The sequence below is a fragment of the Gammaproteobacteria bacterium genome, assembly GCA_019748175.1.
Classification (GTDB): Bacteria; Pseudomonadota; Gammaproteobacteria; order JAIEPX01; family JAIEPX01; genus JAIEPX01.
The window spans coordinates 13,921-40,473 of the sequence record JAIEPX010000013.1 but is presented as its reverse complement, the minus strand read 5'-3'; the positions used below and the strand labels follow the sequence as shown (position 1 = coordinate 40,473).

Below are 26,553 nucleotides of genomic sequence, written 5' to 3'. Positions count from 1 at the left end.
CAAGCCAAGCCGTACGGCCGCGGCGGTTGCCCAGGGGATAAAGGTGATTGCAAGAACTAACATGGCAGCAAGAAATAACAAGGGTGAAAGTATAGGCTGGCCCAAGGTGGCTGTCATGACACTACTGGTACCAAAAATGAGCACCGGAACATACAACGGAAGGACTAATAAGGTTAACAGCAAACTGGCGTTACGGAGTCCAAGCGTTAATCCTACGCCAGCCGCCCCGATAAAGCTTAAAATTGGCGTACCTAACAATAAACTAATAACAAGGGCACCAATTCCAGTCCAGGAAAGAAAAAGCATTTTTCCGAGAATAGGTGAAAGAATAATAAGTGGAAGCCCTGTAACCAACCAGTGAGCCCAAACTTTGGCGAAAATTAATCCAGGTAGTGAAATAGGACTTAAAATGCACTGCTCTAAAAATCCTTCCGCATGATCTTGTCGCAATAAACCGTTTAATGCCATTAATGCTGATAACAGTGCAGCCACCCACATGACGGCAGGAGCCATGGCTTGAATTAAACCTGGATCAACACTTAACGCCATCGGAAATAACGCAATCACCATCACAAAAAACAACACAGGCAGCAGCAATTCTGCGCGGCTACGAAAATTTGCAATAAGATCATGAAGCCAAAATTGTCTAAGCATAAAATTTTCCACTTGAATCAAACTTCATTTTCACTAATTCACGCATTCAAATATAACATCTGTAGTGAAATTTCCTTGAGCTCAACAGGCTGATGAGAAGTCAGCACAACCATTCCACCTTCTTTTGTATGCTCTTGAATAACTGTTTCTAACACATCGATTCCTGCTATATCTATAGAGGTAAAAGGCTCATCCAACAACCATACTGTGCATTTTCTCGCCAGTAATCTCGCTATCGCGGTACGTTGTTTTTGACCTGCTGAAAGTGTTTCACATAAATGATTTTTTAAATTAAATATTCCCATGCGGTTTAAAACTGTATCAATTAATTTTTGACACTCCTCTTTATTTTTTGAATCAATAAATATTTTTATATTTTCAGCGACTGTGAGTCGATCTTTTAATCCCAGCTTATGTCCTAAATACCCAATGTCTCTTTTATACTGAAATGGATCTGCAGAATTTAATTCGCCCCGCCAACGAATCTCTCCTTCAGCAGGCTCCAATAATCCGCACAATATTCGTAACAAACTGGATTTTCCAACGCCATTTTCCCCGTGAACATGCAATACTTCACCGGGATTAAGTGTAAAATTAATTCCTCGAAAAAGCAGTCGATGATTACGAAGACAGGTTAAATTTTTGACGATCAATCCCTGAGAATTTGAATCAAAAGAAGAAATCACCCTTTAAATCTCACACAATTCTTGCAATGGTAAGCTTCCCAAATAGGCTTTAAATTCTTCACCCACTTCAGGATGACGCAGTGCATAACTCACCGTCGCTTGTAAATAGCCTAATTTACTACCGCAATCGTAACGCACACCCTGAAATTGATAAGCAAATACATCTTCTTCTTTTAACAATCTGGAAATGGCATCGGTTAATTGAATTTCACCACCCGCTCCGCGACCAATTAAAGCAAGATGCTCAAAAATTTTCGGCGTTAAAATATAACGTCCGACCGCGGCTAAATTCGAAGGCGCCTCAGAAGGTTTTGGTTTTTCAACAATATCCCTTAAGCAGCCTGTGCTCGGATCACGTTCATCTAAGGCCATAATACCATATTTTTGAGTTTCATCTGGCGAAACGCGTTGTGCAGCAATCACACTACTCGCTGTACTCTGATACATATCGATCATGCGTTCTAAGCAATAATGATCTTCGCAATCAATTAAATCGTCTGCGAGTAAAACAGCAAAGGGTTCATCGCCCACAATAGATTGTGCACACAATACAGCGTGCCCCAACCCTAGCTGATTAGCTTGACGCACATACGCACAGCTAACGCCTGGAGGTAAAATATCCTTAACGATAGACAACATATCGAGCTTACCGCGCTCTTCCAATTTAGATTCTAATTCATAATTAGAGTCGAAGTGGTCTTCAATGGCGCGCTTACTGGAGCTTGTCACAAAAATTAACTGTGTGATCCCAGCCGCCACAGCCTCTTCAACGGCATATTGAATCAGTGGGATATCGACAATCGGAAGCATCTCTTTAGGGCTGGCCTTGGTTGCAGGTAAGAAACGTGTCCCCATTCCTGCCACGGGAAATACCGCTTTAGTCACTTTTTTCAGCATGATGACGCCTTCTACAGTTGATAACTCAGAGCAATGTTAAGACAATTTAGCGGCTATCACAACAACGATTCTCACTATCAATTGTTAATATTACATGGTATGATGCTGCGTTTTAAAGCGCTTATATAAAATTACTCCGAAATCGAGGCCAATTATGAAACTAACATCAGCAGAAGAATTATCTAAACTATTTTCGAAATTACAAGGCAACCCCAATGTCCAATTTGTCGATTCCAATGATCCTAGCGTGCAGGGATTATTCCCACAGCTACTACAACGATCCACGAACGCTGATTTAGAAGGTCCACTCGAGCCTGTTTTTTATGCTAAACCTACTGAGACGTTACTAATTGCTGATAAACCTCCAGCACTAGGCGGCGTAGTAAAATCAATTTCAGTAAAAGACTTTTGTGAACAAGATAATATTCAGTGGTCAGATGCTCCTCTAATTCATCAAAAACGTCGACAAAATTTATTTCAAAAAGTAGCCGCCGTTAGTTTAGAAGTTCACACTTTCCAAACTTGGAATCACGGAGCTAATCATTTTGTTATTGCTGATATGAGCGCGAATCAAGATTCACAATACAAATCCGTAGGAAAATGTGCTTTTTATCATTCAAAAAAGAAGAAGCCTTTACCGGCAGGTGTCTGCGTTGGAAACTACTCCGGTGTGATTGTCTCGCAAGGTGACGGAAAATTTTATCCGAATGGATTTCTCGCAGGGAGAGATAAATCTCAAACGAATACTTTCTGGCAACTCTACGGACGCGCAATATACGATGCTCAAAACGTTCAAAACATTACAACACTGTTTCAACATGCCCCTCTTGAAGAAGACCTTGAAAAAATCGATATGCCAGAACATCTCAAAAAATTAGTCCTTACAGCAAATCTTGTTCCAAATGGGGGAGTCAATTCTCCTGTCCCAACAGTTAGTTTTATCTCTAGACGAGAAATTCAAGATGGAGAGCCGTTGTGTTATCCGTACGGCAATTATTGGAAAGATATGGATGAGAGCAAAGCTGGTGATGGAAGTTTTGCCTTATTTGATATAGACGGAGATATCATCGGAACGGTAAATCTTCAAAATCGATTTACAGTTAATCCGAAGTATAATCCCCAAGGAAAAAGACCTACTCCACACTGTAATTCAGAGGCGAATGATAAAGTATACTATTTTCTGAAAGAATCAACAAAAGTAAATCAAGACTGCGCTATAATCTTTATTAATAATACTCGTTTCATCGCAAATTTTCATCTCAATCGAAAAAAATTGGATGGTAAAAGTTATTACGAGAAAAATGATTTGGCCGTCATTATGAAAATTCAGACCATATGCTCTCACTACAATCCTAATCAAGTTTTTGAAGAACTAGAAGCGTTTAAAAATAAACTCAAAGTATCTCATAAACACCTTGAACCTTTAATTCTAGAATTATCGATACAATTAAACTTTTATAAAGGCCATCGTCAATTGTTAGAGTCAAATCAAAAAACTACATTAGCGGCTACTCATACTATACCACAACAACCAACAGCAGCTCGGCTAGACGAACTTACCATGAAGGTACTTTACTCAGTGCTGAAACAAAATACGATTGAAAAAGGCTGGAAAATGGATACACAGCAAAATTTTTGGATCGAAGGCGATGAAGCTTTATTAAGACAAATCCGTGCACATCTTGAAAGTTTTTCAGTCACATCGAGTTTACAAAAAGCCGCTAACTCTCAACAGTTTCGACTTAAATTACACGCATCAAGTTTGTTAAACAAACCTCTCACACCGATGAACACAAGCGATACGAAAAAAGAATCGGTAATTTCTCTCGATACGAAGAAATAAATCTTGTGGATCTCATGAGTGGGACTGGGCAAGACGACCTTTTCAAGACCGCCGTAAATACATCCGTGTAGGCTTCGGTCGAAACATCCTGTTTCTCACGATCTTGAAAAGGTAGATCTTGCCCAGTCTTTTCAACTCCGTGCTAAGTTTTTATTTCTGTGGCTCTGGAAAGCTTCATTAAAAAAAGCGAGAAGCCCCATTGACTTTGCTTGTGGCAGTAAAATTTAATTATCCTGAGTCGCGTAGGCGAAGAATCCGACTTTCTTGGAGAAAAATAAAGCGCAGCGAGGGGGACCCGAGTGAGCCATTTTCGGAAAGACAGTCGGATTGTAACGCCGACTTTGGGAGCTCTAAAAAATTTATTCTTACGCGGCGGTCTTGAAAAGGTCGTCTTGCCCAGTCCAACTCCCTTAGAATTTTTTAATTCTTCGATTTTTTTTGGTTAAGCGAAAAGGATGTCGAATTCTCGCGCCGACTTTGGGAACTCTAAAAATGCGAATTAATCGCCCTCGATGCCTTGAATGGCGCGCACAGTACTCCACTGATGGCAACTTGGACACTGCCAATATAATTGAGTACCCGAAAAACCGCACTGAACACACCGATAAACAGGCTTAAGCGTAAGCAATTGAGTCACAAGATTATTCAACAACTCCAACTTATCCTTCGTATCACCCACTGTATTACCCAAATACAAATGAATCAATCGATTCAAACCTCGCAACGACGGATGATGCCGTATCTGCTCTGCTACAAAATCAATCGCCGGCCGATCACCCTCGCGATGACGAATTAAGTCAGACAACGCAAGAATCACTGAAATTCTTGGGTGCTCTTCCAAACATTCCCACAAATAGTCAAACAACGACTGCTCTTGATCTAAATGATGAAAACACTGTCGAATAGGTTCAATCGTCTCTGTAATATAATCGGGATCATTAGACTTGACCAATTTCAGCTGCTTTAAAGCCGTTTTATATTCCCCTTCCTGAATCGCTAAATCCGCCAACGCCAAACACGCTCTCACACAATGCTTATCTGTTCTTAAGGCCAACTTCAAATGCGTTTGTGCTTCATCAACTCGATTCTCTAACAATTCTTTTGCCGCTAACTCACAATAATAATGTGCTATCGTCGATTGCATTGGAATTCTTGTCATTAATTGTAATTTTTCTGCCGTTTGAACCGCTTTAAACCACTCTTTTTCTTGCTCATAAATTGTCAGCAAATACTGCAAACTCCGTTTAACTTCACCGCCAATTGAGACTAATTCTAAAAATAATTTCTCCGCACGATCCAATACACCCGCTTTTAAATAATCCTGACCTAATTCCAACATCACATGAATACGAAGTGTTTTATCTAAATTTGGCCGCGCAATTAAATTCTGATGAATACGTATTGCGCGATCGACTTCGCCACGCTGCCTAAACAATGCACCCAATGCTAAATGTGTTTCTGCAGTATCTCCATTCACTTCAAGTAATTTGATAAAAACATCTACTGCGCGATCGGGTTCTTCATTGATGAGATAGGTAAGACCTAAAAAATAATCAGAAGGTATGGCGTTTTTTAAATTGGGCAATGCGAGTTTTTCACCTCGTCTTCCCATATACCATCCTGTAAAAGCGGCAACTGGTAATAATAAAAAAAAATATTGCCATATCATTGTGAAAGCACCTACTCAGATGGCTTAGAAGGCAACGTGCGTAAATGTTCTATTTCTTTTTCGAAAAATTTAATGCGATTTTTCATTTGTCTATTACTACGCTTCAAACGAAAAAGCGAGGGAATTGATAATAATAAACCGATCAATGCCCCTGCAGCCAACGTAATTGCGATCAACAATGCCAACGAAATTTCTTTCGCATCAAAATAATAGTTTAATGGGACTGACTTAGCATTTAAAATGGCAAACGAGATACCGACTGCAACTACTAAAAGCATGAAAAGAGTTTTAATAAGTTTCATGGCCACCTTCCTTTATATTTAACTGGGATATACCAAAAAAACTTTATATCCTAGGTTAACAAGATTCTAAATTCCCTCTAACTTCTTGCTCTTTGAATCAAAGAGAAGCGCTCGCTAGAACGCTTCTCTTATTCACAAACACTGAGTTTACGGTAAAAAACGATTAAGACTCGCTTTTTCCACCACCCATTTTTTCTTTCAAGATGTCACCTAAGGTCGCGCTCGGAGGAGGTGCAGAACCTTCTTGAGCTTCACGTTGACTGCCTTGAGCTGAAGGATCTTTCATTGATAAAGAAACCATTCTGCCTTTGCGATCGGGTCCTAATATACGTGCTTCCACTTCTTCGTCAACTTTGAGGAAATCACGGACATCATTCACACGCTCGTTGCTAATTTCACCCGCACGAATAACACCTTGGATATCATTACCTAAATCCACGATAGCTCGTTTGGCATCAACTTCAATTACTTTTGCTGAAACTTTAGAACCTTTCTCGTTTTTGTCAAAAAAGTTTCCGAGTGGATCAGGTTGTAATTGTTTAACACCAAGTGAAATACGTTCACGGTCTGGATCAATAGCAAGAATAATTGCTTCGACTTCTTGACCTTTAGTGTATAAACGAACTGCAGATTCGCCAGGTTCTGTCCAAGAAATATCCGATAGGTGCACTAAACCATCAATTCCACCTTCAAGACCGATGAAAATACCAAAATCAGTAATGGATTTAATACTACCTTTAATGATCTCGTCTTTTTTGTGGTTTTGAGAATACGCTTCCCAAGGATTGGTTTGGCATTGTTTAATACCGAGTGAAATACGACGACGGTCTTCGTCTATATCCAACACGATCACTTCAACTTCATCACCCAATTGAACTACTTTTGAAGGATGAATATTTTTGTTGGTCCAGTCCATTTCAGACATGTGAACCAATCCTTCAATACCTTCTTCCAATTGAACAAAGCAACCGTAATCAGCAATGTTGGTAACAGAACCGAATAAACGTGTGTTAACTGGGTAACGTCGTGCAATATTTTCCCACGGATCTTCGCCCATTTGTTTGAGCCCAAGAGAAACACGTTTTTTATCTTTGTCGAATTTCAAGACTTTCACAGAAATTTCATCGCCTACATTGAGAATCTCGCTCGGATGTTTAACGCGTTTCCATGACATATCCGTGATATGTAATAGACCGTCGATACCACCCAAATCAACGAAAGCACCATAATCAGTGATATTTTTAACAACACCCAGAATTTCTTGGCCTTCTTCTATCTTATCGAGCAACGCTTCGCGTTCTGCGCCAGATTCTGCTTCGACCACAGCACGTCTTGAAACAACGATATTGCTGCGTTTTTGGTCCATTTTAATCAGTTTAAATTCCAGTTCTTTACCTTCTAAATACCCTGGATCACGAACGGGACGTACATCAACGAGTGAGCCTGGTAAGAATGCACGAATATTATTAATCGCGACTGTAAACCCGCCTTTAACACGTTCGATGATGATACCTGTAATGGTTTCATGATTTTTGTAGGCTTTTTCTAGTTCTGTCCACGCTTCAATTCGTTTCGCTTTTTCACGAGATAGACGCGTTGCGCCGAAACCATCTTCAATAGCTTCGATCATCACATCAATTTGATCGCCGGGTTTTACTTCGATCTCGCCTCGAGTGTTTTTGAATTCATCAAGATCGATCACCGCGTCTGACTTTAATCCAGCGTTAACAAGCACTGCATCTTGTCCAATCGCCACAATACTCGCTCTAATGATAGAGCCTACACGAAGATTATTCTGTTCCAAACTCTCCGCTAAAAGTTCTGCAAAAGTTGTCATTAAAAATTCCTACACATTTTCGGTTAGTTAACTTCATCCCCAGACACTGCGTGAAACAGCGGCGGGAACCCCAATTACAGTCGCTCTTTGACCAACTCGAGCACTTTTGTCAAAACCTCATCGGCTGTCAAATCGCTGGTATCGATAATGACCGCATCTGCAGCGGCTACCATCGGAGCAATTTGACGTTGACTATCTCGAGCATCTCGAGCTGCAAGCTCCTGTAAAATCTGTGAAAGTTTAACATCTAACCCGCTGCCCTTCAACTGCTTATAACGTCGTTGTGCTCTGACCTCCGGGGAAGCATGGAGATAAATTTTCAAGGTGGCGTCGGGGAAAATAATAGTCCCCATATCTCGGCCATCAGTAACCAATCCAGGTGCCTCTCTGAATGCCCGTTGGCGAGCCAGTAAGGCTCTGCGGACTTCTTTATTCGCGGCCAATTGGGAAGCTAAATGCCCTATAGCTTCTGTGTGCAGTTCAGACACCACATCTCGGCCTTCGAACAGTACCTGCCAATGATCGTTGCCGAACTCAAACTCCACAGGCAACTTTTCAGCTAAGGCCTCGATGGTGTGAAGATCATCCTGAGGAATTTTCCTATCTAAAACGGCTAAAGCCAATATGCGGTATAACGCACCGCTATCCAGAAAATGCCAGTTTAAATAACGTGCAACTTGTCGCCCCAAAGTTCCTTTACCTGTTCCGCTAGGGCCATCAATGGTAATGACAGAAATGTTGGAAGATGGCGTTTTATCGATGTTTTCACTGGGCATATTCATTGGCCTTATCACTCATATTACATTGGCTCGAGTTTATCTTATTGAGGGTACGCAATCAAATAGACTATTTTAGAACAATACCGGAAATTCTGGATTAGGCCTAGAATCGATCAGTGAACTATCGACTATTTTTTCTTGGCATTCTTTCTCATATTGGAAAATACGCTTTTTCCAAACCACCATAAAATCATATGCCTCACGATTAAATGTAGTATTATGTGATTTTTCGTCTCGAAATTGAAATCGAGGAGTTGGCTTAACCGTCTTCTCAAACAAATCAAAAATTTTCTTAAAAGTTCTTTCCCCTACTTCTTTACAGGGAATTGGTCGGTGAGAAAAATACTCACATAATTCAGCCATAATTTCAGGATGATATTCTTTTGAAAGAGAAATTGGCATCGGCTGAACATATTCAAAATGATCAAACGTGTTTTGATATTCTAGCAATGTTTTCCAATCTGATCTAGGCCAAATGTAGGATTTATGAAAGAAGCTGACAACTGAAAGTAGAACAAAATCTCTAATTATCCATGTACCCAAAGCACGGAGAAAATTAATTAATAATTTTGACTTTGATGATTGATAATATTGGAAGGCTTGGTACAGGTCCCAATACTCATCTTGAGGCATTATTTCCTTAGGTCGATAATTCTCCAACATGAATGAAACAAATTTTTCAGTATGGTGGCGTGAAGCTCGCCTAATATGTTCAGATCTTACAGTAATATTATGCTTTGTTATATATTCCAATATCTCCTTCTCAGAAAACTCATCACCACGCATCATCTCTTGAATAATATGTCCTCTAGTCCCATCAGAGCACTCCGGATTACTCATCATTGAATCTAAAATTAATTTATCTTTGGCCACGAGAAGTGATTCAATCATCTTTTTAGCCGTTTCTGCCGAAATTTTCGGGTTTAGCTTGTACAGTCTATTAAAACTTGGGGACTTACGAAAATTAACAACTTCTTCGAATCGAGTTTGCAGGCTTTCTTTAAATAATTTTCCCCATTCATCTGATTCAAAAGATATATTCATCCGTGATTTATATTGCTTTAGTAGAAATTCCCTTGATATCGAATCATCGACTTCATAGGTTGCTACAATCTCAAAACAGATTCGCTTAAGTGTATTCTCATCGCGAAACTGAAGCTCATAATTTATCAATTGAATTAAAAATTCAAAAGAATTATGACCATGTAAAATAGCGTAGAAAACAGTCGATTCTGTTGTATAGCTTGAAGAATAATAGTGGCGCCACGAAGGGTTTGCAGCATAGCCTAAGAACATCATTGTTATTACTAAATTGTTAAATTTTAAGGCGTTCAATACTACAATACCGAATTCGGCCTCATCGCCTTTTTCTCTTGAGTCTAGAGCCAGCAACTTGGCCATTTCCCAATCTTGAAACTCACTGGCAACCCTTATCGGACTGAGACGACCACTTCTTGGTTTTGCCCCCATCTGAAGCAGATTTCGAGCAAGTGTATGTTCCCCACTTCTAGCAGCTGCGAACAACAAGTTATCTAAGGTGTCTTGATTCTCTACTCTGAATTCTTTCAAATAAAGCTTTATACTAGAACAACAAAGGAAGTTAGCTGCGATTCTTAACATAAAATCTTCGCCAAAATAATGTATTTGGCGAGCATTACCTTTTTCAATAATCTTGCTGACTAACAAACCATCTTCTTTTTGCAAGTCTTTTTTCTCGGAACCCGTTTCACGAATGAGGTGATCAGCTAATTCGAATTCTTCTACCAGAATAAATTCGCCGATCACTGGATCATTTTTCTTAATTAATTTTTGAGATAGTAAATATTCGATAATGTCTATTTTTAAGCTGGGTGAACAGCGTGGTGGACGTAGCAGACGCATTAGATGACGAATATATCCATTCTTAATCATGTGTAGAGCCAATGGCACTTTTTCAACGTCTTCTTTTAAGATATCGAGCGTAATTTCTTTTAAACCAAGCAAAAATTCATAGCACCTGAAGACATAAAGTGCTTGCCTCCTATCACCAGTATGATATTGATACATTTCATAAGCTTCTTTTTGATCTTCTCGATACATCGCTTCAGTATAAAATCTTAGATGTCTCTTCTCAGGATCAAACTGTTTAGGGAAATAAAAAACAACGGGTATTCTGTAATTATTATTGATCACTACACCTTGTTTTTTCGCATAAGCACAATAATGCTCCCATAGCTCCTCAGCGAAATCATAGGCTAACAATCGAGCTTCTAAACTATCTGCACAAATACACACTACACTTCGGTAAGGATTAAAACGCAAACGAGCCAATAGTTCATTGGTAACATTCTTCCACTTATCCCTAAGAGTGTTATTGTTTTTAAAGGTTCGAATTTCTTTAGGTGAAAAAAATAGCCTATCATGAGAATAATAAATTCTCAGTTTCATTTGAGCCGCTTCAAGGTCTTCATATTCGAATTTTCGCCCCACTGTCCCACCATCATCCATAAGCAAACGCTGAATATGTGCATCTTGAATGTCAGTGATCAATCCATACAGCGTATCATTACGGTCTTTTCTAAAACCAAACGGTGGACTTTGTATATCACCAATCAATGTGCAAGACTGAGCTTGGGTGTATCCTTGTTTTTGTTCAGGGGTCAGCATTGGCTTTTTATCAAGTCGCAACATTGCCTTCCCATCAGGAGTCACAATATAAGGTTTCCGATTTTTAGGACGTAAATTTGTCAAGCGTCTTTGGTTATTTTCACCAGGAATAATACCCAAAATAAATTGAGTACTAAAATCAAATTTATCAGCACGCAAAGTTTTCAACAGTGTATCGTGTAAATAGTGTGGAAATAGCTTGCCTTCTTCGTCTGTGAAGTAACGACTATAGAAAAATGTGAGATCTTCAGGTAAATATAAAACACCATCAGACTCTTTTAATAGATCCTCTTTTTCATGTGGGAGAATGTGCTGAAGAAATAATTTGAATGATAATGCACTTTGAGTGTCTTCTGCAAAATCGAGTTTCCAGGTTGTATTTTCGCCATTAAAAGAGCGTTTATACTTTTCGGCAAAAACCGCAACAATATGGGAATAAAGATGCTCGTTTAAAGGAGTATATTTTTCAAGGTAAGATTGTACATGGCTCCAAGATAAAAAAACTTCAACACCATCAATAAGTACGGATTTTCCACAGTAACGAATCACTATCTCAATCAAAACTTTGAGTTTAAGTCGAGAATCGACGATCGATCCAGAATAAAGACTCAATATTTCAGTTAAAACTTTGTGTTTAGGTGCCGCGATAGCGACTGGGTTCAGCTCAAATAATTCTACAGTTTCATCAAGTATCTGAAAAATATTATCTGACATACACTTTAATATTGATTAGTTAATTATACCATTTATATCATAATTGGTAAGATTTATCAATTTAAAAACAACAACTTGAATATTACATAAACAAACATGGCTAAAACAAGAAGAGCGCTGAATCTCCAGCCTAACCTACCGCTTCTTTTTAAAGTCTTCCATAAAATTCAACAATGCATCTACTCCCGCTTCAGGCATAGCATTGTAGATACTGGCTCGCAGCCCACCTACTAGCTTATGGCCTTTGAGAAAAAGCAATCCTTTTGCTGTAGCCTGGGATAAAAAGTCAGGATATAAAGATTCATCACGGATACGGAAAACGACATTCATGCGAGATCGATAAGGCTTATCGACATTGTTGTAATAAAAATCACTGTGGTCGATGTAGTCGTACAATTTAGCGGCTTTTCGAGCATTGATTTCGCCCATTGCTGCGATCCCACCCTGCTTTTTGAGCCACCTAAACACTAAACTACAGACGTACCAGGAGAATGTCGGCGGTGTATTATAGAGTGATTTTTGGTCTACATGATTTTGATAATCATAGAGGCATGGAGTAATTGGTAATGCTTGCCCGACAAGATCTTTGCGCACAACAACGACAGCAAGAGCTGCAGGACCGATGTTTTTTTGGACTCCGGCATAAATTAATCCGTAACGACTAATATCAATGGGTTTTGACAAAATATTCGATGACATATCTGACACTAAAGGTATGTCTCCGGTTTCGGGAATAGCTGGGTATTCGACTCCGTTAACGGTTTCGTTATCAACGATATGAACATACGCTGCTTCAGAATTCAGTGTCCAGCCAGATTGATTTGGTATTGTTGTAAAACCTGAATTTTCAGAGCTAGCACATTGATTAACATGACAATATTTTGAAGCTTCTTTAGCGGCCATGACTGACCAAACACCCGTATACACATAATCTGCCGTGGTCTTACCTCGTAATAAATTCAAAGGCACCATGGAAAACTGCCCTCGCCCACCACCTTGAACAAAGAGCACATGGTAATCATCGGGAATGGATAATAAATCTCTAAAATCGCGTTCGGACTCTGCAGCCATCTTTTGAAATGCTTCACCGCGATGACTAATTTCCATCACTGAAGCGCCAACACCATGCCACTCAAGAAGCTCTTCTTTAACATGATTTAATACCTCAAGAGGGAGCATCGCTGGACCAGCGCTAAAATTATAGCCTCGCATGATTTGACCCCTTCTTTCTCAAGCCTCTGGTTGTCCCTCAACCTGAGCTGGAGCAACATCAATGACTTCTTCCACACGGCGCATCCCAACCAACTGCTCGCCTTCGCTCACATTGATTAGTCGAACACCTTGGGTATTACGACCCACCAATGAAATTTCTTCGACGCGCGTTCGCACGATAGTGCCCTGATCGGTAATGAGTAGAATCTCATGCTGATCCGTAACAGCCTCCGCACCAACCACTTCACCGTTGCGTTCATTCACAATAATACCAATCACACCCTGTCCACCACGTCCAATCCGACGGAATTCACTCATTTCAGTGCGTTTTCCGTAGCCATTGGCAGTCGCCAATAGAATGGCTTCATTATCTTTAGCAGCCAACAACGAAATAAGCCGTTGACCTTCTTTGAGTCTAATACCTCGCACACCTGCCGCGGTTCGACCCATCGGACGAACTAAAGATTCTTCAAATCGAATTACTTTTCCGGTGTTAGCGACCAACATAATGTCTTGTTTGCCATCGGTAATGATCACACCGACTAAATCATCGCCCTCACGAATATCCAGCGCAATCAATCCACTATTACGAGGCCGTGAAAATTGTGACAACGATACTTTTTTCACGGTACCTTTAGCCGTCGCCATAAACACAAAATGCCCTTCATCGAATTCGCTAATTGGCAAGATAGCACTGATACACTCGCCTTCACCCAAGGGCAGTAAATTAACCAGCGGACGACCTTTGGCGGCACGACTAGCCTGCGGGATCTTGTAGGCTTTTAACCAAAATAATTTACCTTTATTGGAGAAACACAGCAGCGTGTCATGCGCATTCGCAACCAATAAATGCTCGATGTAATCTTCTTCTTTCATTGACGTTGAGGATTTGCCTTTACCACCGCGATGTTGAGCTTGATACATTTCAAGTGGCTGAGTTTTGGCATACCCTTCACTCGAAATTGTGACAACTAGGGTGTCATTAGGAATCAAATCTTCCATCGACAGTTCTTCTTCATTATCAATAATGACTGTGCGGCGTTCGTCACCGAATTGGCCTTTAATTTCTAATAGCTCATCTCTAATCACTTGCATCAACCGATCGGCATCTGACAATATTTCCAGCAAATCTTTGATAAGATCAAGTAACTGCTTGTATTCATTGAGAATTTTATCTTTTTCGAGGCCCGTTAAACGATGGAGTCTTAAGTCCAAAATGGCTTGAGCTTGATCGGGCGATAAATGATAGCCTTCGGGTTTTAGCCCATATTCTTCTGGCAAATCTTCAGGTCTAGAAGCATCGCTACCTGCACGTTCAAGCATGTCTAAGACTGCTCCTGGCCGCCATACAGAAGCCACTAAACGCTCTTTTGCTTCTAGTGGGGTTTTTGAGGATTTAATCATGGCAATGACTTCATCAATATTTGCCAGAGCAATGCCCAAACCTTCTAAAACATGAGCACGTTCTCGCGCTTTTCGCAAATCAAAAATGGTTCGACGTGTCACGACTTCACGTCGATGGCGAATAAAAGCTTCCAGAAGATGCTTTAATCCCATGCAACGGGGACGACCTTGATCCAACGCCACCATATTAATGCCAAACACTACTTGCAGTTGAGTTTGACTATACAGATTATTTAATACGACTTCGGCATTTTCACCGCGTCGTAATTCAATATAAATACGCATACCATCTTTATCGGATTCATCGCGCAATGCGGTGATGCCTTCTAGGCGTTTTTCTTTCACCAATTCGGCAACTTTTTCAATCAGGCGTGCTTTATTCACTTGATACGGTAATTCTGTAATGATGATCGCTTGTTTCTCACCTACATCTTCAAAATTGGTTTTGCCTCGAATCAATACACGGCCGCGGCCTGTTTTATAGGCTTCAACAATACCTGCACGACCATTAATAATTCCAAAGGTCGGAAAATCAGGGCCCGGTATGAGTTGCATCAAATCGGAAAGCTCGCAATTCGGATTATCAATAATTGCTATGCACCCATCGATTACTTCATTCAAATTATGAGGAGGAATATTTGTCGCCATCCCGACCGCGATACCCGATGAGCCGTTCACTAAAAGATTGGGCACTTGCGTGGGCAACACAGAAGGCATGTGTTCTGAGCCATCATAATTGGGAACAAAATCGACAGTTTCTTTTTCTAGATCGGCCAATAAAGAATGCGCAATTTTTGACATGCGGATTTCGGTATATCGCATCGCTGCAGGCGCATCGCCATCCACAGAACCGAAGTTTCCTTGCCCATCAACGAGCATATAGCGCAATGAAAACGGCTGTGCCATTCGAACGATCGTGTCGTAAACGGCCGTATCACCGTGCGGATGGTATTTACCGATCACATCACCGACGATACGCGCAGATTTCTTGTAGGGTTTATTAAAATCGTTCTTGAGCTCACTCATCGCGAACAAAACGCGCCTATGCACAGGTTTCAGACCATCGCGCACGTCCGGCAAAGCCCGCCCAACAATGACACTCATGGCGTAATCTAAATACGATTGCTGAAGCTCGTCTTCAATATTGACGGCCACAATTTCCTTAGCGTGATCAAGCATAAATAACCCTATCAATAGCTGCAGTTACAAAAGCGGAATTGTAACACTTTCCCAATCTATTGGCTATTACTAGGAGGAGTCAGATTTAAGAAAGAAGAAAGGGGGCAGGTCTAACATTGAAACTAGCTTTCATACATAGGAACCGAGTATCTGACCTCTGTTGAGTTTGTTTCAATGTTAGACCTGCCCCCTTTACTTTGGCCCTCACGCACTTCCCTAAATAGCCTGAAATACGTTGTAATTTCTGCTCAATTATGATATAAATCTGATGCGGTAACGAGCAAATAAATAGGCAGTAGCCATGATAGAACCAACAGCAGAAAATCTAGCAGCATTTAATGGGTCGTTCACGGTTGAAAATTCTTCGGCCGATAACTTGGCTAAATTAATATTCAAAGAACAACAGAATGCGCGTGTTTTCTTCGAGGTTTTTGCCCACTTGCTTCCTTTTTTAAACACAGAATATCCACAAATCAGCGACAAAGTAATACTGTTAACCCAAGAGCAATATTTTTTCTACCAGCGTTGCATAATGGCCGAAAAAGGAAAACTCACTTCAGCGTATTTAGGCGATTGTTTTCTGAAAACTCTGCGCACTGATGAATTTGATTTTAGCCATGCATTTATATTAGGCATCATTCCGGGTGAGAATAATACGAGACGCCATCAAAATTTGCGCCCAAGAAATCGGCAACCTGTCACGATTACTCCAGAAGGCAAAATCGCAGCTAGACTTGAAAAACAACCCACGTACACTACCAAAGAAAAAGAGGGGTTTTCACAAAATCAGTCATGTACTCACATCGATGAGGAAACGCTAAGTAATGCGTTTGGTTTTGGTAAAGATAGGCATAGCAAACTATTTGGCTTAATGACCCATATTGATGATATATTAATTAGTCGTCTGCTCCTCAGCGATTCTGGGACTGTTACTAGAATATTCGATTTCTCATGCACTGAAACTGCAAAATCAAGTAGTAGCTATAAAAATTATTCAAATGGCTTTATTTTCCCTCCTACTCAATTCAACTCTTTTAAAAATAAAAATTTAGGAATTAGACAAAATAAAGGTGGCACCAATGAAGTCTTAGCTAGGTTGCGCTTTAATCCTTATCGATCCGTCGTCACAATTTGTACAGATACTTTAGAGGCTCGGTTATTAGCACAGGATTTTGCGCAAGAATTGTTGCATCACTTTGTGGTTTATGCAAAGAGCCACGGTATGATATTGAATCCTCGTTTCAAATTACCTATTATTTTTTACGTGCCAAAAAAATCACATGAAACTAGAGGCTACCGAGAACCCCATGGTCATGCATTGAAATTCTACACTCCCGCTATGCTTCAAGAAGATCGGGCTGAGGCTGCAAGAATTTACAACAATGAAAACCGTCGAATAGAATGTTATCGAAACTATGATTATGAATTTCTACTAGGATTAGAGGTAATTACTCCTGAGATATTGTTAGAGCGCATTGATAATGCCCCACTAGCACTTGCCATGATGAGAAGTGGTAAAGTGCGCATGTTAATGCGCGTAATGCGAACCTCAACTCAAGCCAACCTGCGCGATAGAGTATTTGATTCGCTCTTAGCTGAAGGCATGATCGCACAGAATGATCCTATCATAGCTAAACTCATTATGGCCGAATCTTTTGATATTGCAGACAAAATCATCAACGCAACAAATTCTCTAAAAACCGAATTAAAATTCGATGGTAAATTATTAATCGATCATTTAGTAAGTAATGGAAACCCTCGCCATCTCCAATATATGAACCTTAATCAGATGTTAGTGCATGCAGCCAAAAATCGCTCATGGATTTCAATTGCACTTTGCATAAAAGAATTCGGCCATCTCAAGGAGACTTCTGAATCACTCGATACATACGGCAACGGTTATTTATTGTTCAAGGCCCTTGAAGATCAGCAGCTAAAACTGGCCACATTTTTCTTACAAGCCGGCGCCAAATCAACCTGGCGCAATCAGCAGACTGATATCAACCATCAGCTTTTATCAACTTTATATTATGCGGTGAACTTTGATTTAAACGAATTACTTCCTGATCTGATAGAACATGAAAAAGAGTGTCAAAATGAATTTTATCAGGCTCGACTTTGGCTAGCACTGGATCTTGCGTACTGTAGAAAAAACAATACAGCAATAGCATTACTCGAGAAAATTTGCAGCCCGGTCTCATTAGACCCTAAAAACATCGAGGTCAGTATCTGCAAACTAATAAATGAGGCCTTAATTGTTGGAAATAGAGAAATCGCAGAATTCCGATTAATACGATATTGTCACCAATACAATTTACTGCCAGAAAATAACACTAACATTTTAGATGGGCTAGAAATTCTACAAGCGCACCTATCTGCGATTGTAGTCACAGAAGTTGCAGTTATTCTGACTGAAATAATTATGCAGCCGAAGCCTAGAAAATCTTGTGACCATGATGATGAATTCGAAGGGTTTTTATTTCTGCCTACTGAAAATACTTCATTTAGACACGCAGTTATTGAAAAACGATATCGTGAAGCAAATTTATTATTTAAGTTGACGATGACCGCAGAAGATGTCCGACGTGAACTCCACAAACAGGTTAAATCTGAAAAATGGAGCATAGTAGAATTCTTCACGCGATACCCAACGGATACTGAAGATACACTCGGCTATGGTTACGCATTGCTCAAAGCTCTTGAACATCAACTACCAAAGTTAGCTAAATTATTATTGCAGGCGGGCGCTAAAGCAACCTGGGGAAATTGGAAGACAGACGACGACCACCCGCTTGTGTCGCCGCTACTGCACGCAGTTAACTACAATTATCATGAACTCCTCCCACAGCTAATTGAGCTTGAAAAAAGTAATCCGGACGATCGTACTCAAACAAGATTGAGACTAGCCCTAGATCTTGCTTATGTGCGCAGCAACCGAAAAACCATTAACTTATTAGAACAAAATAATGTTCAAGCTGCATTAATTGACACATCAAATATTATTAAAAGCATATGCGCTCATGTACTCGAAGCTTTTTCTGTAGGAAATAAGCAAGTAGGAGAACTGCGTTTACTGAGATATTGCCATGCCTACAATTTGATGAGTAAAGAAAACCGTCGTGTTGTTGATGGACTAGATATCATTAAAAATCACATTCTCGATTCCCTTAAATCGCTTTCCCTTAAAGAAATCCTCAAAACTTTAACACTATTATTTGAAATAATAATGTCGGATTTAAAATCCGAATTACTTACCTCATCACTTAACTTATTAGATTGTGATTACTCAGATGACTCGCAACAGCAAGTAAGAATAACAATTTATAGTACCATTGTGAAATATCTTACCAGTGATAATGTTAATACTGTCGACAGCATTATTCGTCGTCATGAATCAACAAAAGGTTTTCATTCTTGTAAGTGGAGATCAGTTACCGAGGATGAATTTTCAAAAAGAATCTCTCCAAAATCACAGTCTCATACTCCTGATCCAGTCGTTAAATCACTCTATAAACTCGGCATTGCGTTATCCTCTCACGCTTATTTTCAAGCTTTTGAATACGCAGTGGCTACCCGCGATGAAGAACTGAGCATAATGTTGTTAAATGGCCCTTTAGTTGGAGTGGCAGTCAAAGAACGTTCACTTATTACTGCTATTGAGAAAAGCAATACACCCTATATTCTATTTCTGATAAAAAACATTAATTTTACTGTAACTATAGAACTTTTATTAACCGCCGTTAAACGCGATCTGTTTTTAGTACTACTATCATTACTCAAAAAAAACAGTGACACAATAAAAGTTTCCAAAAATGTCCACAATTGGGCTTGCTACTCTAAATGGAGCTACACTTTTCCCCAAGATCATCTTTGGACTCTTTACTCTATTTGGGCATACACCTCTCTCACCGATGACAGGAGACGAGCTAGCTGTAATTCACTCGCTCGCTTATTAGGGCCCTCAATGGTTATGCATTTTACTTTAATTAATGTGTTAGTTGTATTGTCTTCAAAGTATATTGAAGCCAATTCTCGGTCAAGTTGGTTCAATTTAGATCAAGTATTGGATAAGGTTAAATCAGCGATACTTAACTTCTCAAGTTTCGCGAAAAAACATAATCTCAAATACAATCCAAAAGATAGCAACACACATAAAGAAATATTAGCCCTACTCAACGACTATTTTGCTCGCATTGGTACCTTGCCAGAAGACGCCATCATTATTAGCGCCTTTAAAAAGATGCAAGAGACTTTCAATACACTCTATAATAGTTCTTTTTCTGGTAGTTTCTTCAAGATTAGACCGCTTAACCAACGTGATTATAATACTGAAATTTATAACGCTCTGAGGGATGTCGCACAGGCTCTAAAGAATAGCGACACACCTGATGAACCGCCATTTGAATACAACGTTAATGACGAAATGCTCTCTATTGTACACAACAAAACTTAGATCTGACCCCTTACCTACTTACCTAGATTCTTTTCTTCTGATATTGTTTGCAGAGTACATTCAACCAAGGACATCGTTATGCAGACCGTAGAAATGCTTATTCATGCTCGTTGGGTAGTTCCTGTAGTACCTAAAAATCGTTATCATGAAAATTACAGCATTGCGGTTGATAAGGGCCAAATAGTTGCGATCTTGCCAACATATGAAGCAAAAAAACAATATCATGCCGACAAAATTCACGAACTGCTTGACCACGTTGTTTTGCCTGGATTCGTTAATGCTCACACGCATAGCCCAATGACACTCTTCAGGGGATTAGCCGACGATTTAAAACTGATGGATTGGCTAGAAAATCATATTTGGCCGGCAGAAAAAGCTTGTATAAATGCCGATTATATTCGTGACGGCATGAAACTTGCGATGGCAGAAATGCTGTTAGGCGGAACAACCTGTTTTAATGAGCACTATTTTTACCCTGAAATTATAGCTAAGTCGATTGCTGAAGTTGGGATGCGGGCCCGCGTCGGAATGCTCATTATGTCAGTCCCTACTCCGTACTCTCAAACCTCTGAAGAAGCCTTTCAAAAAGCTGAACAATGTTTAGGTTTAGGAGCACCGAATTCTCTGATTCAGTTTAGCCTTGGTCCTCATTCACCATACGCCACCGATGACAAAATATTATTAAAAATCAAAGCATTATCGGATGAGATGAACCTGCCTATTCATATGCACGTCCATGAGACGGCCAGTGAAATCAATATGGGACTGCAAGAATTCGGTAAACGCCCCTTGCAACGATTAGCTGATCTCGGTTTATTGTCTCCTTTAATGCAAGCCGTGCACATGACTCAAACGAATGATGAGGAGATTAAACTCCTGCAGCAAACGGGCGCGCATGTGATTCACTGCCCCGAAAGCAATCTGAAACTCGCCAGTGGATATTGTCCCGTTCAAAAATTGCGAGAAGCTGGAATAAATCTTGCCCTTGGAACCGACGGAGCCGCCAGCAATAACGATCTTGATATGTTTGGAGAAATGCGAACAGCCGCATTTTTAGGAAAAATTGTTGCTAATGATCCTACAGCCTCTAGCGCCGCAGATGTCCTGGAAATGGCTACTTTGGGGGGAGCTAAAGCCCTTCACTTGGACCAAGAAATAGGCTCTCTAGAAGCCGGGAAATCAGCCGATTTTATCGCAGTCGACCTTAACCATATCAATACCCAGCCCCTCTATAACCCCATCTCTCAGCTCGTCTATGCTTGCCACAGCAACCAAGTGACGGATGTTTGGGTTGCAGGCCAACAACTCCTCAAAAGCCAGCAGCTCCAAACCCTGAGCCAAGCTGAATGCCTTGGTATTGCTCATTCTTGGCAGTCAAGACTGCAAATACACAAACAGCCTTAGTCAGTACTAGTTCCAAATTAGATGATCGCTCCCGTATAGACCCGCAAGAATAGACTATAATTGTAAGTAGGTATGGTAGATAGGAGCGAATCATGAAACGGTTAAATCAATTTTTCACTGATCTGGGAAAAAAATTCAACATTAAAGAATTAATAAAACCAATCCAGATTCAGGTCAAGCAAAAGCCAAAAGATACTGCAAGCGCAATATTTGAACAGACCCAACAAAAACAGAGCGTGACAGAAGATAAAGAGCTTAGCCAAATACAGAGCCATGAAAAATCTAATCAATCGACTCTACCCAAAAATTTCCAACATTTAATTGCTGTCTTAGCAGTCTACTTAGACAACATAGAAACCCTAAGAGATGAATTACCAGACGATGAAAAATATCATGCCTTATTCCAAGATCTTTCAAAAATGAGAAGTAAAATTGGTGGGGAAATTCTGTGGAATTTAGAACATGATACCCCTGTCAATAAATTGGCATTGTTAATGAAATCCTTAAAAGAATTTAAAGAAATTACGAAGGGCAATGAAGTGATAATCAGAGTCAGTGATTATGTTGACTCCACTATTCAGGAAAAAATTGATACCTCTCTAGTGTTAGAAGCCTTTGATGCTGCAGTGAAAGAAGCTGAAGCCATTGAAAAAATGAACGCAAAACCTCAAAAGAAAGTCAGTATTTTTAAAAAAGCAGACGTTAGGTCACCTATTAAAAAACCAATTACAGAAGTCAAATCAGAGGATATACCTAAAACCACAATACAAACTCCAGGATTTATTAACAACACCGGTTTAAGTGAACATGAACTCGCTCTTGAAGCGTTTAAGCTTAACGAAGTCTATAAAGAATATATCTTGATGGAAAATTTCTTTGAAAATTTTATAAAAAATTTAGATGCAAGCCTTAAACCCAGTGACGCCACCCAACTTTACATTGAGCCACTCTTGATACTGTGTTCAAAATATAAAGAAGCACTAGAAAATGCTTATAAAAAAGGATCCTTGAGTGTGAAACCTGAGTATTCATTAGAATTATTACTTGCCCACATTAAAGAATCTCGAATTCAAGGTATCCCAGAGGAAGATTGGAAACATTTAGCCAGCCTTATTAAACAGACTTTAGCGGACTGGGAAAAAAATCCTGAAAATAAAAAAGTGTTTGTTAGCCGACCAGGATACGAACACGCTGAAACTTTATTGAAACAACTAGATAATACATTTAATAGAAAACCCTTGACTAGACCCGAACCTGAAAAAGTCAAGGTCACAAAAAAACGATTAAAAGATAGATTTAAAAAGGCTGATTCAGCTGCAACTCACGTTGCTACTAATCAATCTCGTGATATACTGACTATCGCTACAGAATTTAAAAAAGAGGATCAAGTTAAAGATTTGATACAAAGCCAAGAACTTGAAAACGCGGTTGCTGAATTTAGAAAAAACGATCTATATAACGATATGTATTCAAAAGTGAAACAATTTTATACCTATGAACGTAGGTTAAAGCCAAATACCTCAGCACCTGAAAAACCTGATAAAGCAACTCGAAAGCTTATAATTTCAATAGAGAGGATTCAAGATTGTCTCTCAAAATCACCAATGAAAAGTTATCATAAGTCTCAAATTAGAAGATGCCTAAAAATAATTCGAGAAAATCCTGAGGTGCATCAAAAACTCGTGGAAATTAGAAATAACAAACCCGGCCCTCGCGCAAGCTCATCATCTCCCGCTTAAGGATTTTAGATGTTTTGCTCGTTTAATAACTTATCAGCTTAGTTTGGAGAAATTGAATAGGGAAAGGGGTCAGATTCGACCCCTTTACTTTGCAGATTAGAATATTACACAGCCAGAAGATTCTTCAGGATCCTTATGGTCTTTTTGGCCCGCTTCAGCAACGTTACCAAGTGTTTTCTCTATGATTTCTTTCAATTGCAACTTTGATTTTCCATCTTTATTGAATCGCTTGAACTCATCGCTTAAAACTAGCTCTCTCATTAAATCTTGAAAAGCTTGACTTCCTTTATTGAAGGTTAGTTTCAAACCTATTAACATCATCTTGAACTCTTCAATAGCCAAAGCTCGAGAACCAGAGAATTTACTTACAAAATCATCTAGCTTGAAGGTAGATTTTTTTCGCAACAAATCGATATGCTCGCCATGTTGCCTTAATTGATCCATAAAGCAGTTAACAGACTGAGATTCGGAGCCCACTTTTGTTCTCAAAAAATTAACAAATTCAAATAACTCTGTAAAATCTACGCTAACATCTTCAAACAATCTGCAAGGAACATTTAATTTCTCATGAAATTTACTCATGAATTTCTGAAAATATTGTTCGTCATAATTCGATTTTTCACCTTTCTTTAATTTTAATACTGCTGAGTCAAAAAGAGCTAAAATTCTAGTCGTGGACTTATTATTTACTTTGTGAAACCTGGCTAAATTAAATTTCTCAGTGTGAACCAAATCATCAACTGCATCGCACATTAAACGTTCAACTCGTGCATTATAAAAAACATCGACCTTAGCCAAGAGTTTATCTTCTGGGACAATTTTACGCACCACCCTTAATGCCTCTGCACTTAATACTGCTGCTCGCCACTGATTTGGCCCAAACTCTATAAAATCCCTTAATGACCTCTTTTGACTCAAATTGTCGAATGTTAGATTTAGCGCATCCCTTACTAAAATATTAATTTGCCTTAACGTGGCCTTTTCTAATAGATTTTTCAATAAAGATGCTATTAATTTTCCATTATGAGGAGCTTGAATTAGCAGATGAGGATTATCTAACCATAATAGTAACTCATCTAATGATTTAGATTGACTTATATTGGCTAATATCGCGTCTAAGCCCTTAAAGTTATTTAGGAGATCTTCTTTGGCTTGTTTATCAAATCGACTCTTAAGATCAGCGAGCACTTCTTTTCTTGGCTTAGCGCCTGGTAACGCAAAAAAGGCCGAAAGTTTTTGATTTAGAAAATCTTCATAGATTCGCTCATGAGTCTCTGCATCAGCAGGCCATTCATAGTTGGCTTTAAAAACTAGAAAATGTGTGGCTATGGCCTCAAGACATTCTACATTTAATGCATCTGTAACAAAGTCACAAACCAAGTCTTCTAGCGGTCTTCCCATTTCTTTTTCGATCTGAGCAAGTGTAAGATTTCTGTTTGTAAAAGTTGTATTGCCTAACAATACTGGGGCCCTTAAGTGATTTGAAGATTCTCTAAAACTCTCGAGGGTCGGTACTTGTAAGCTATCTGAAAATGCTGATGCACATTTTTCCATATAGTTACCAATGCTTAAGTTGCTAATGGCTATATATAATGCATCTCGTAGTTTCTGTTGGAAATATTCTTTGTAAAATTCTTGTATATTACGAACATAGCTATATGGATTTTGCTTGAAAGAATCTATCACCAATTTCTGTAATGTTGGTTCTCCATTTAATTCGTAAATAGTGACTTCTGCTTTATCACGAAACCGTGTCGCCCACTCTTCCCTTACTCTATGGGTATCTGATTTAAGAGATGAGGCATAGTAGCAATCATTATTTTGGTCACAACCTTGGCTTGCATTTCCATTAACCGTTAATTTCGAAGCATTAAATCTCAAATTCTCATGGTCATCGATAAAAAATATTCCCGGTCTTTGAGAAACATCTTCTAAATTTTGTAGACTCAAAAATACACAATCTCGCTCTTGTAGTTGTTGGCTCACTAAACACGAATGTCGTAGTATCTGATTCTCTTTATATAGACCACTGAGTAAATGTAGAAAGACTCGAGAATAAAATAACTCTTTCTGATTTTTTGTACCCTGTTTATTTTCTGCACTGGGATCAAGGAGAAATACATCGACAGTGCCTTTCTTGTGATTAGGTGATAAGAAGAAGTTAATGCAATGATTATTATCAACTAACAACATTCCCGCTATTAATGGTCGTACTTTATCTCCACACGATTGATCTTTAAGTAAAGAACACAGTGTTTTTCCCATAGCAACAAATTGCTCAGTAAAATCAGGTTCATTATCCCTAAAAGTAACTGTAAATACCGTAGGCAACAAACAGTATAGAATGCCATTTCTTTCAAAATTCCAGCTACCTTTAAAGCTTGCGTTCTCATGAAGTAGTTGCAGCCCTAAATATATGTCGTCTTGTTGAGGCGTATAGAAATCTTCGGGAGAGAGATTTTCAACAGAATCTGTACCAGGATAGAGAATATCTTTAGGCAAAAGTGTTGGTAATTGGAAAAAACGGCGCAATTGATTAAGATTAGTATTGGGGTCTTTATTGAGTTGTAAACAAGCTTTGACATTTTCCTGAAGCCCTTTATTTTTAGTCAATGTTTGTTCGAAGCCTTCAAATGCTTTCTTATCCATCGCAGCAATTTCTGAGATCCCAACAAAGGAACAAAAACCAAACTTATTGATGAGTGTTTGGCATGAGTACACATGATCTCTAATAAAAACTAAAGGCATAGTATAAATCTTATGGTCAGAACTTGTTAAACCATCATCTGCTTTTCCCAAAATTGCTGCTGCTGTCACGAATTCTTCATCAGCGTATTGGGAATGCACTGACCTCAAACGAACGAGTAATCGGGCAACTTGAGCTGGGTACGTGATATTGGCCTGAAATGCATCTAAAAACATTTCGGCATAGGGCTGAGGTTTTTGCCCCTCTATTAAAACATCAGGTGACCCTAAAAGGCCCTCTAGTTCTTTGAGTAGAAAATTGATTACTTGTTCTGAATCTTTATAATCTGGGTGATGTTTAATTTTCTCTAAAGCCATGGACTTTTCCTCATTCGTTGCATAAATTATCATGTTATCATCATGATCTTAACAGATTCTTAAGAAAGGATA

General features: G+C 39.3%; 15 protein-coding genes. 4 read left to right on the top strand and 11 right to left on the bottom strand.

Annotation, left to right across the window (positions count from 1 at the left end):
- The 3 genes from ccmB to galU all read right to left on the bottom strand — a co-directional run.
- Nucleotides 1–654 (bottom strand): heme exporter protein CcmB (ccmB, locus tag K2X50_07185; GenBank protein MBX9587027.1); only part of this gene is annotated, 654 nt, incomplete at its 3' end.
- Nucleotides 655–692: 38 nt separating this feature from the next.
- Nucleotides 693–1,340, bottom strand: a complete 648-nt coding sequence (gene ccmA, locus K2X50_07180; GenBank protein ID MBX9587026.1) for a cytochrome c biogenesis heme-transporting ATPase CcmA — start codon at nucleotides 1,338–1,340, stop codon at nucleotides 693–695.
- 3 nt (nucleotides 1,341–1,343) lie between these two features.
- Complete coding sequence (gene galU / locus K2X50_07175; protein MBX9587025.1) at nucleotides 1,344–2,237, bottom strand: UTP--glucose-1-phosphate uridylyltransferase GalU; 894 nt, start codon at nucleotides 2,235–2,237, stop codon at nucleotides 1,344–1,346.
- Nucleotides 2,238–2,391: 154 nt separating this feature from the next.
- Here galU and K2X50_07170 point away from each other — a divergent pair, with 154 nt between their 5' ends.
- Nucleotides 2,392–4,080 (top strand): hypothetical protein, encoded by a 1,689-nt coding sequence (locus tag K2X50_07170; protein MBX9587024.1) that lies wholly within the window; start codon nucleotides 2,392–2,394, stop codon nucleotides 4,078–4,080.
- Nucleotides 4,081–4,579: 499 nt separating this feature from the next.
- On the opposite strand, the gene lapB is transcribed toward K2X50_07170, so the two are convergent.
- The 7 genes from lapB to gyrA all read right to left on the bottom strand — a co-directional run bounded on the left by lapB (nucleotide 4,580) and on the right by gyrA (nucleotide 15,822).
- A complete protein-coding gene (lapB, locus tag K2X50_07165; protein MBX9587023.1) occupies nucleotides 4,580–5,749 on the bottom strand; it encodes a lipopolysaccharide assembly protein LapB in 1,170 nt (389 codons plus the stop codon).
- Nucleotides 5,750–5,760: 11 nt separating this feature from the next.
- Nucleotides 5,761–6,051 (bottom strand): LapA family protein, encoded by a 291-nt coding sequence (locus K2X50_07160; GenBank protein ID MBX9587022.1) that lies wholly within the window; start codon nucleotides 6,049–6,051, stop codon nucleotides 5,761–5,763.
- A 163-nt stretch (nucleotides 6,052–6,214) separates the two neighbouring features.
- Entirely contained in the window at nucleotides 6,215–7,888 is a 1,674-nt protein-coding gene (gene rpsA / locus K2X50_07155) for a 30S ribosomal protein S1 (protein MBX9587021.1), read from the bottom strand.
- A 74-nt stretch (nucleotides 7,889–7,962) separates the two neighbouring features.
- Complete coding sequence (gene cmk / locus K2X50_07150) at nucleotides 7,963–8,664, bottom strand: (d)CMP kinase (protein ID MBX9587020.1); 702 nt, start codon at nucleotides 8,662–8,664, stop codon at nucleotides 7,963–7,965.
- A 75-nt stretch (nucleotides 8,665–8,739) separates the two neighbouring features.
- Nucleotides 8,740–12,027 (bottom strand): hypothetical protein, encoded by a 3,288-nt coding sequence (locus K2X50_07145; GenBank protein ID MBX9587019.1) that lies wholly within the window; start codon nucleotides 12,025–12,027, stop codon nucleotides 8,740–8,742.
- A gap of 135 nt (nucleotides 12,028–12,162) precedes the next feature.
- Complete coding sequence (gene serC, locus K2X50_07140) at nucleotides 12,163–13,242, bottom strand: 3-phosphoserine/phosphohydroxythreonine transaminase (GenBank protein MBX9587018.1); 1,080 nt, start codon at nucleotides 13,240–13,242, stop codon at nucleotides 12,163–12,165.
- A gap of 15 nt (nucleotides 13,243–13,257) precedes the next feature.
- A complete protein-coding gene (gyrA, locus tag K2X50_07135; GenBank protein ID MBX9587017.1) occupies nucleotides 13,258–15,822 on the bottom strand; it encodes a DNA gyrase subunit A in 2,565 nt (854 codons plus the stop codon).
- A 301-nt stretch (nucleotides 15,823–16,123) separates the two neighbouring features.
- On the opposite strand from gyrA, the gene K2X50_07130 reads away from it, so the two are divergent.
- The 3 genes from K2X50_07130 (at nucleotide 16,124) to K2X50_07120 (ending at nucleotide 23,418) form a co-directional block, all read left to right on the top strand.
- Nucleotides 16,124–20,275 carry a hypothetical protein gene (locus K2X50_07130; protein MBX9587016.1) on the top strand — a complete coding sequence of 1,384 codons (4,152 nt, stop codon included), beginning with the start codon at nucleotides 16,124–16,126 and terminating at the stop codon, nucleotides 20,273–20,275.
- Nucleotides 20,276–20,353: 78 nt separating this feature from the next.
- Nucleotides 20,354–21,679: a TRZ/ATZ family hydrolase gene (locus tag K2X50_07125; GenBank protein ID MBX9587015.1), complete on the top strand. Its 1,326-nt coding sequence runs from the start codon at nucleotides 20,354–20,356 to the stop codon at nucleotides 21,677–21,679.
- Between the two features lie 92 nt (nucleotides 21,680–21,771).
- Nucleotides 21,772–23,418: a hypothetical protein gene (locus K2X50_07120; GenBank protein ID MBX9587014.1), complete on the top strand. Its 1,647-nt coding sequence runs from the start codon at nucleotides 21,772–21,774 to the stop codon at nucleotides 23,416–23,418.
- Between the two features lie 96 nt (nucleotides 23,419–23,514).
- On the opposite strand, the gene K2X50_07115 is transcribed toward K2X50_07120, so the two are convergent.
- Nucleotides 23,515–26,481 (bottom strand): hypothetical protein, encoded by a 2,967-nt coding sequence (locus K2X50_07115; GenBank protein ID MBX9587013.1) that lies wholly within the window; start codon nucleotides 26,479–26,481, stop codon nucleotides 23,515–23,517.
- Between the last annotated feature and the right edge of the window lie 72 nt (nucleotides 26,482–26,553).

Bases quoted from the DNA above. Each gene is read 5' to 3' on its own strand.
- K2X50_07160 (MBX9587022.1), bottom strand. From the start codon at position 6,051: ATGAAACTTATTAAAACTCTTTTCATGCTTTTAGTAGTTGCAGTCGGT.
- K2X50_07120 (MBX9587014.1), top strand. From the start codon at position 21,772: ATGAAACGGTTAAATCAATTTTTCACTGATCTGGGAAAAAAATTCAAC.
- K2X50_07170 (MBX9587024.1), top strand. From the start codon at position 2,392: ATGAAACTAACATCAGCAGAAGAATTATCTAAACTATTTTCGAAATTA.
- galU (MBX9587025.1), bottom strand. From the start codon at position 2,237: ATGCTGAAAAAAGTGACTAAAGCGGTATTTCCCGTGGCAGGAATGGGG.
- K2X50_07115 (MBX9587013.1), bottom strand. From the start codon at position 26,481: ATGGCTTTAGAGAAAATTAAACATCACCCAGATTATAAAGATTCAGAA.
- K2X50_07125 (MBX9587015.1), top strand. From the start codon at position 20,354: ATGCAGACCGTAGAAATGCTTATTCATGCTCGTTGGGTAGTTCCTGTA.
- rpsA (MBX9587021.1), bottom strand. From the start codon at position 7,888: ATGACAACTTTTGCAGAACTTTTAGCGGAGAGTTTGGAACAGAATAAT.
- cmk (MBX9587020.1), bottom strand. From the start codon at position 8,664: ATGCCCAGTGAAAACATCGATAAAACGCCATCTTCCAACATTTCTGTC.
- K2X50_07130 (MBX9587016.1), top strand. From the start codon at position 16,124: ATGATAGAACCAACAGCAGAAAATCTAGCAGCATTTAATGGGTCGTTC.
- lapB (MBX9587023.1), bottom strand. From the start codon at position 5,749: ATGATATGGCAATATTTTTTTTTATTATTACCAGTTGCCGCTTTTACA.
- K2X50_07145 (MBX9587019.1), bottom strand. From the start codon at position 12,027: ATGTCAGATAATATTTTTCAGATACTTGATGAAACTGTAGAATTATTT.
- gyrA (MBX9587017.1), bottom strand. From the start codon at position 15,822: ATGCTTGATCACGCTAAGGAAATTGTGGCCGTCAATATTGAAGACGAG.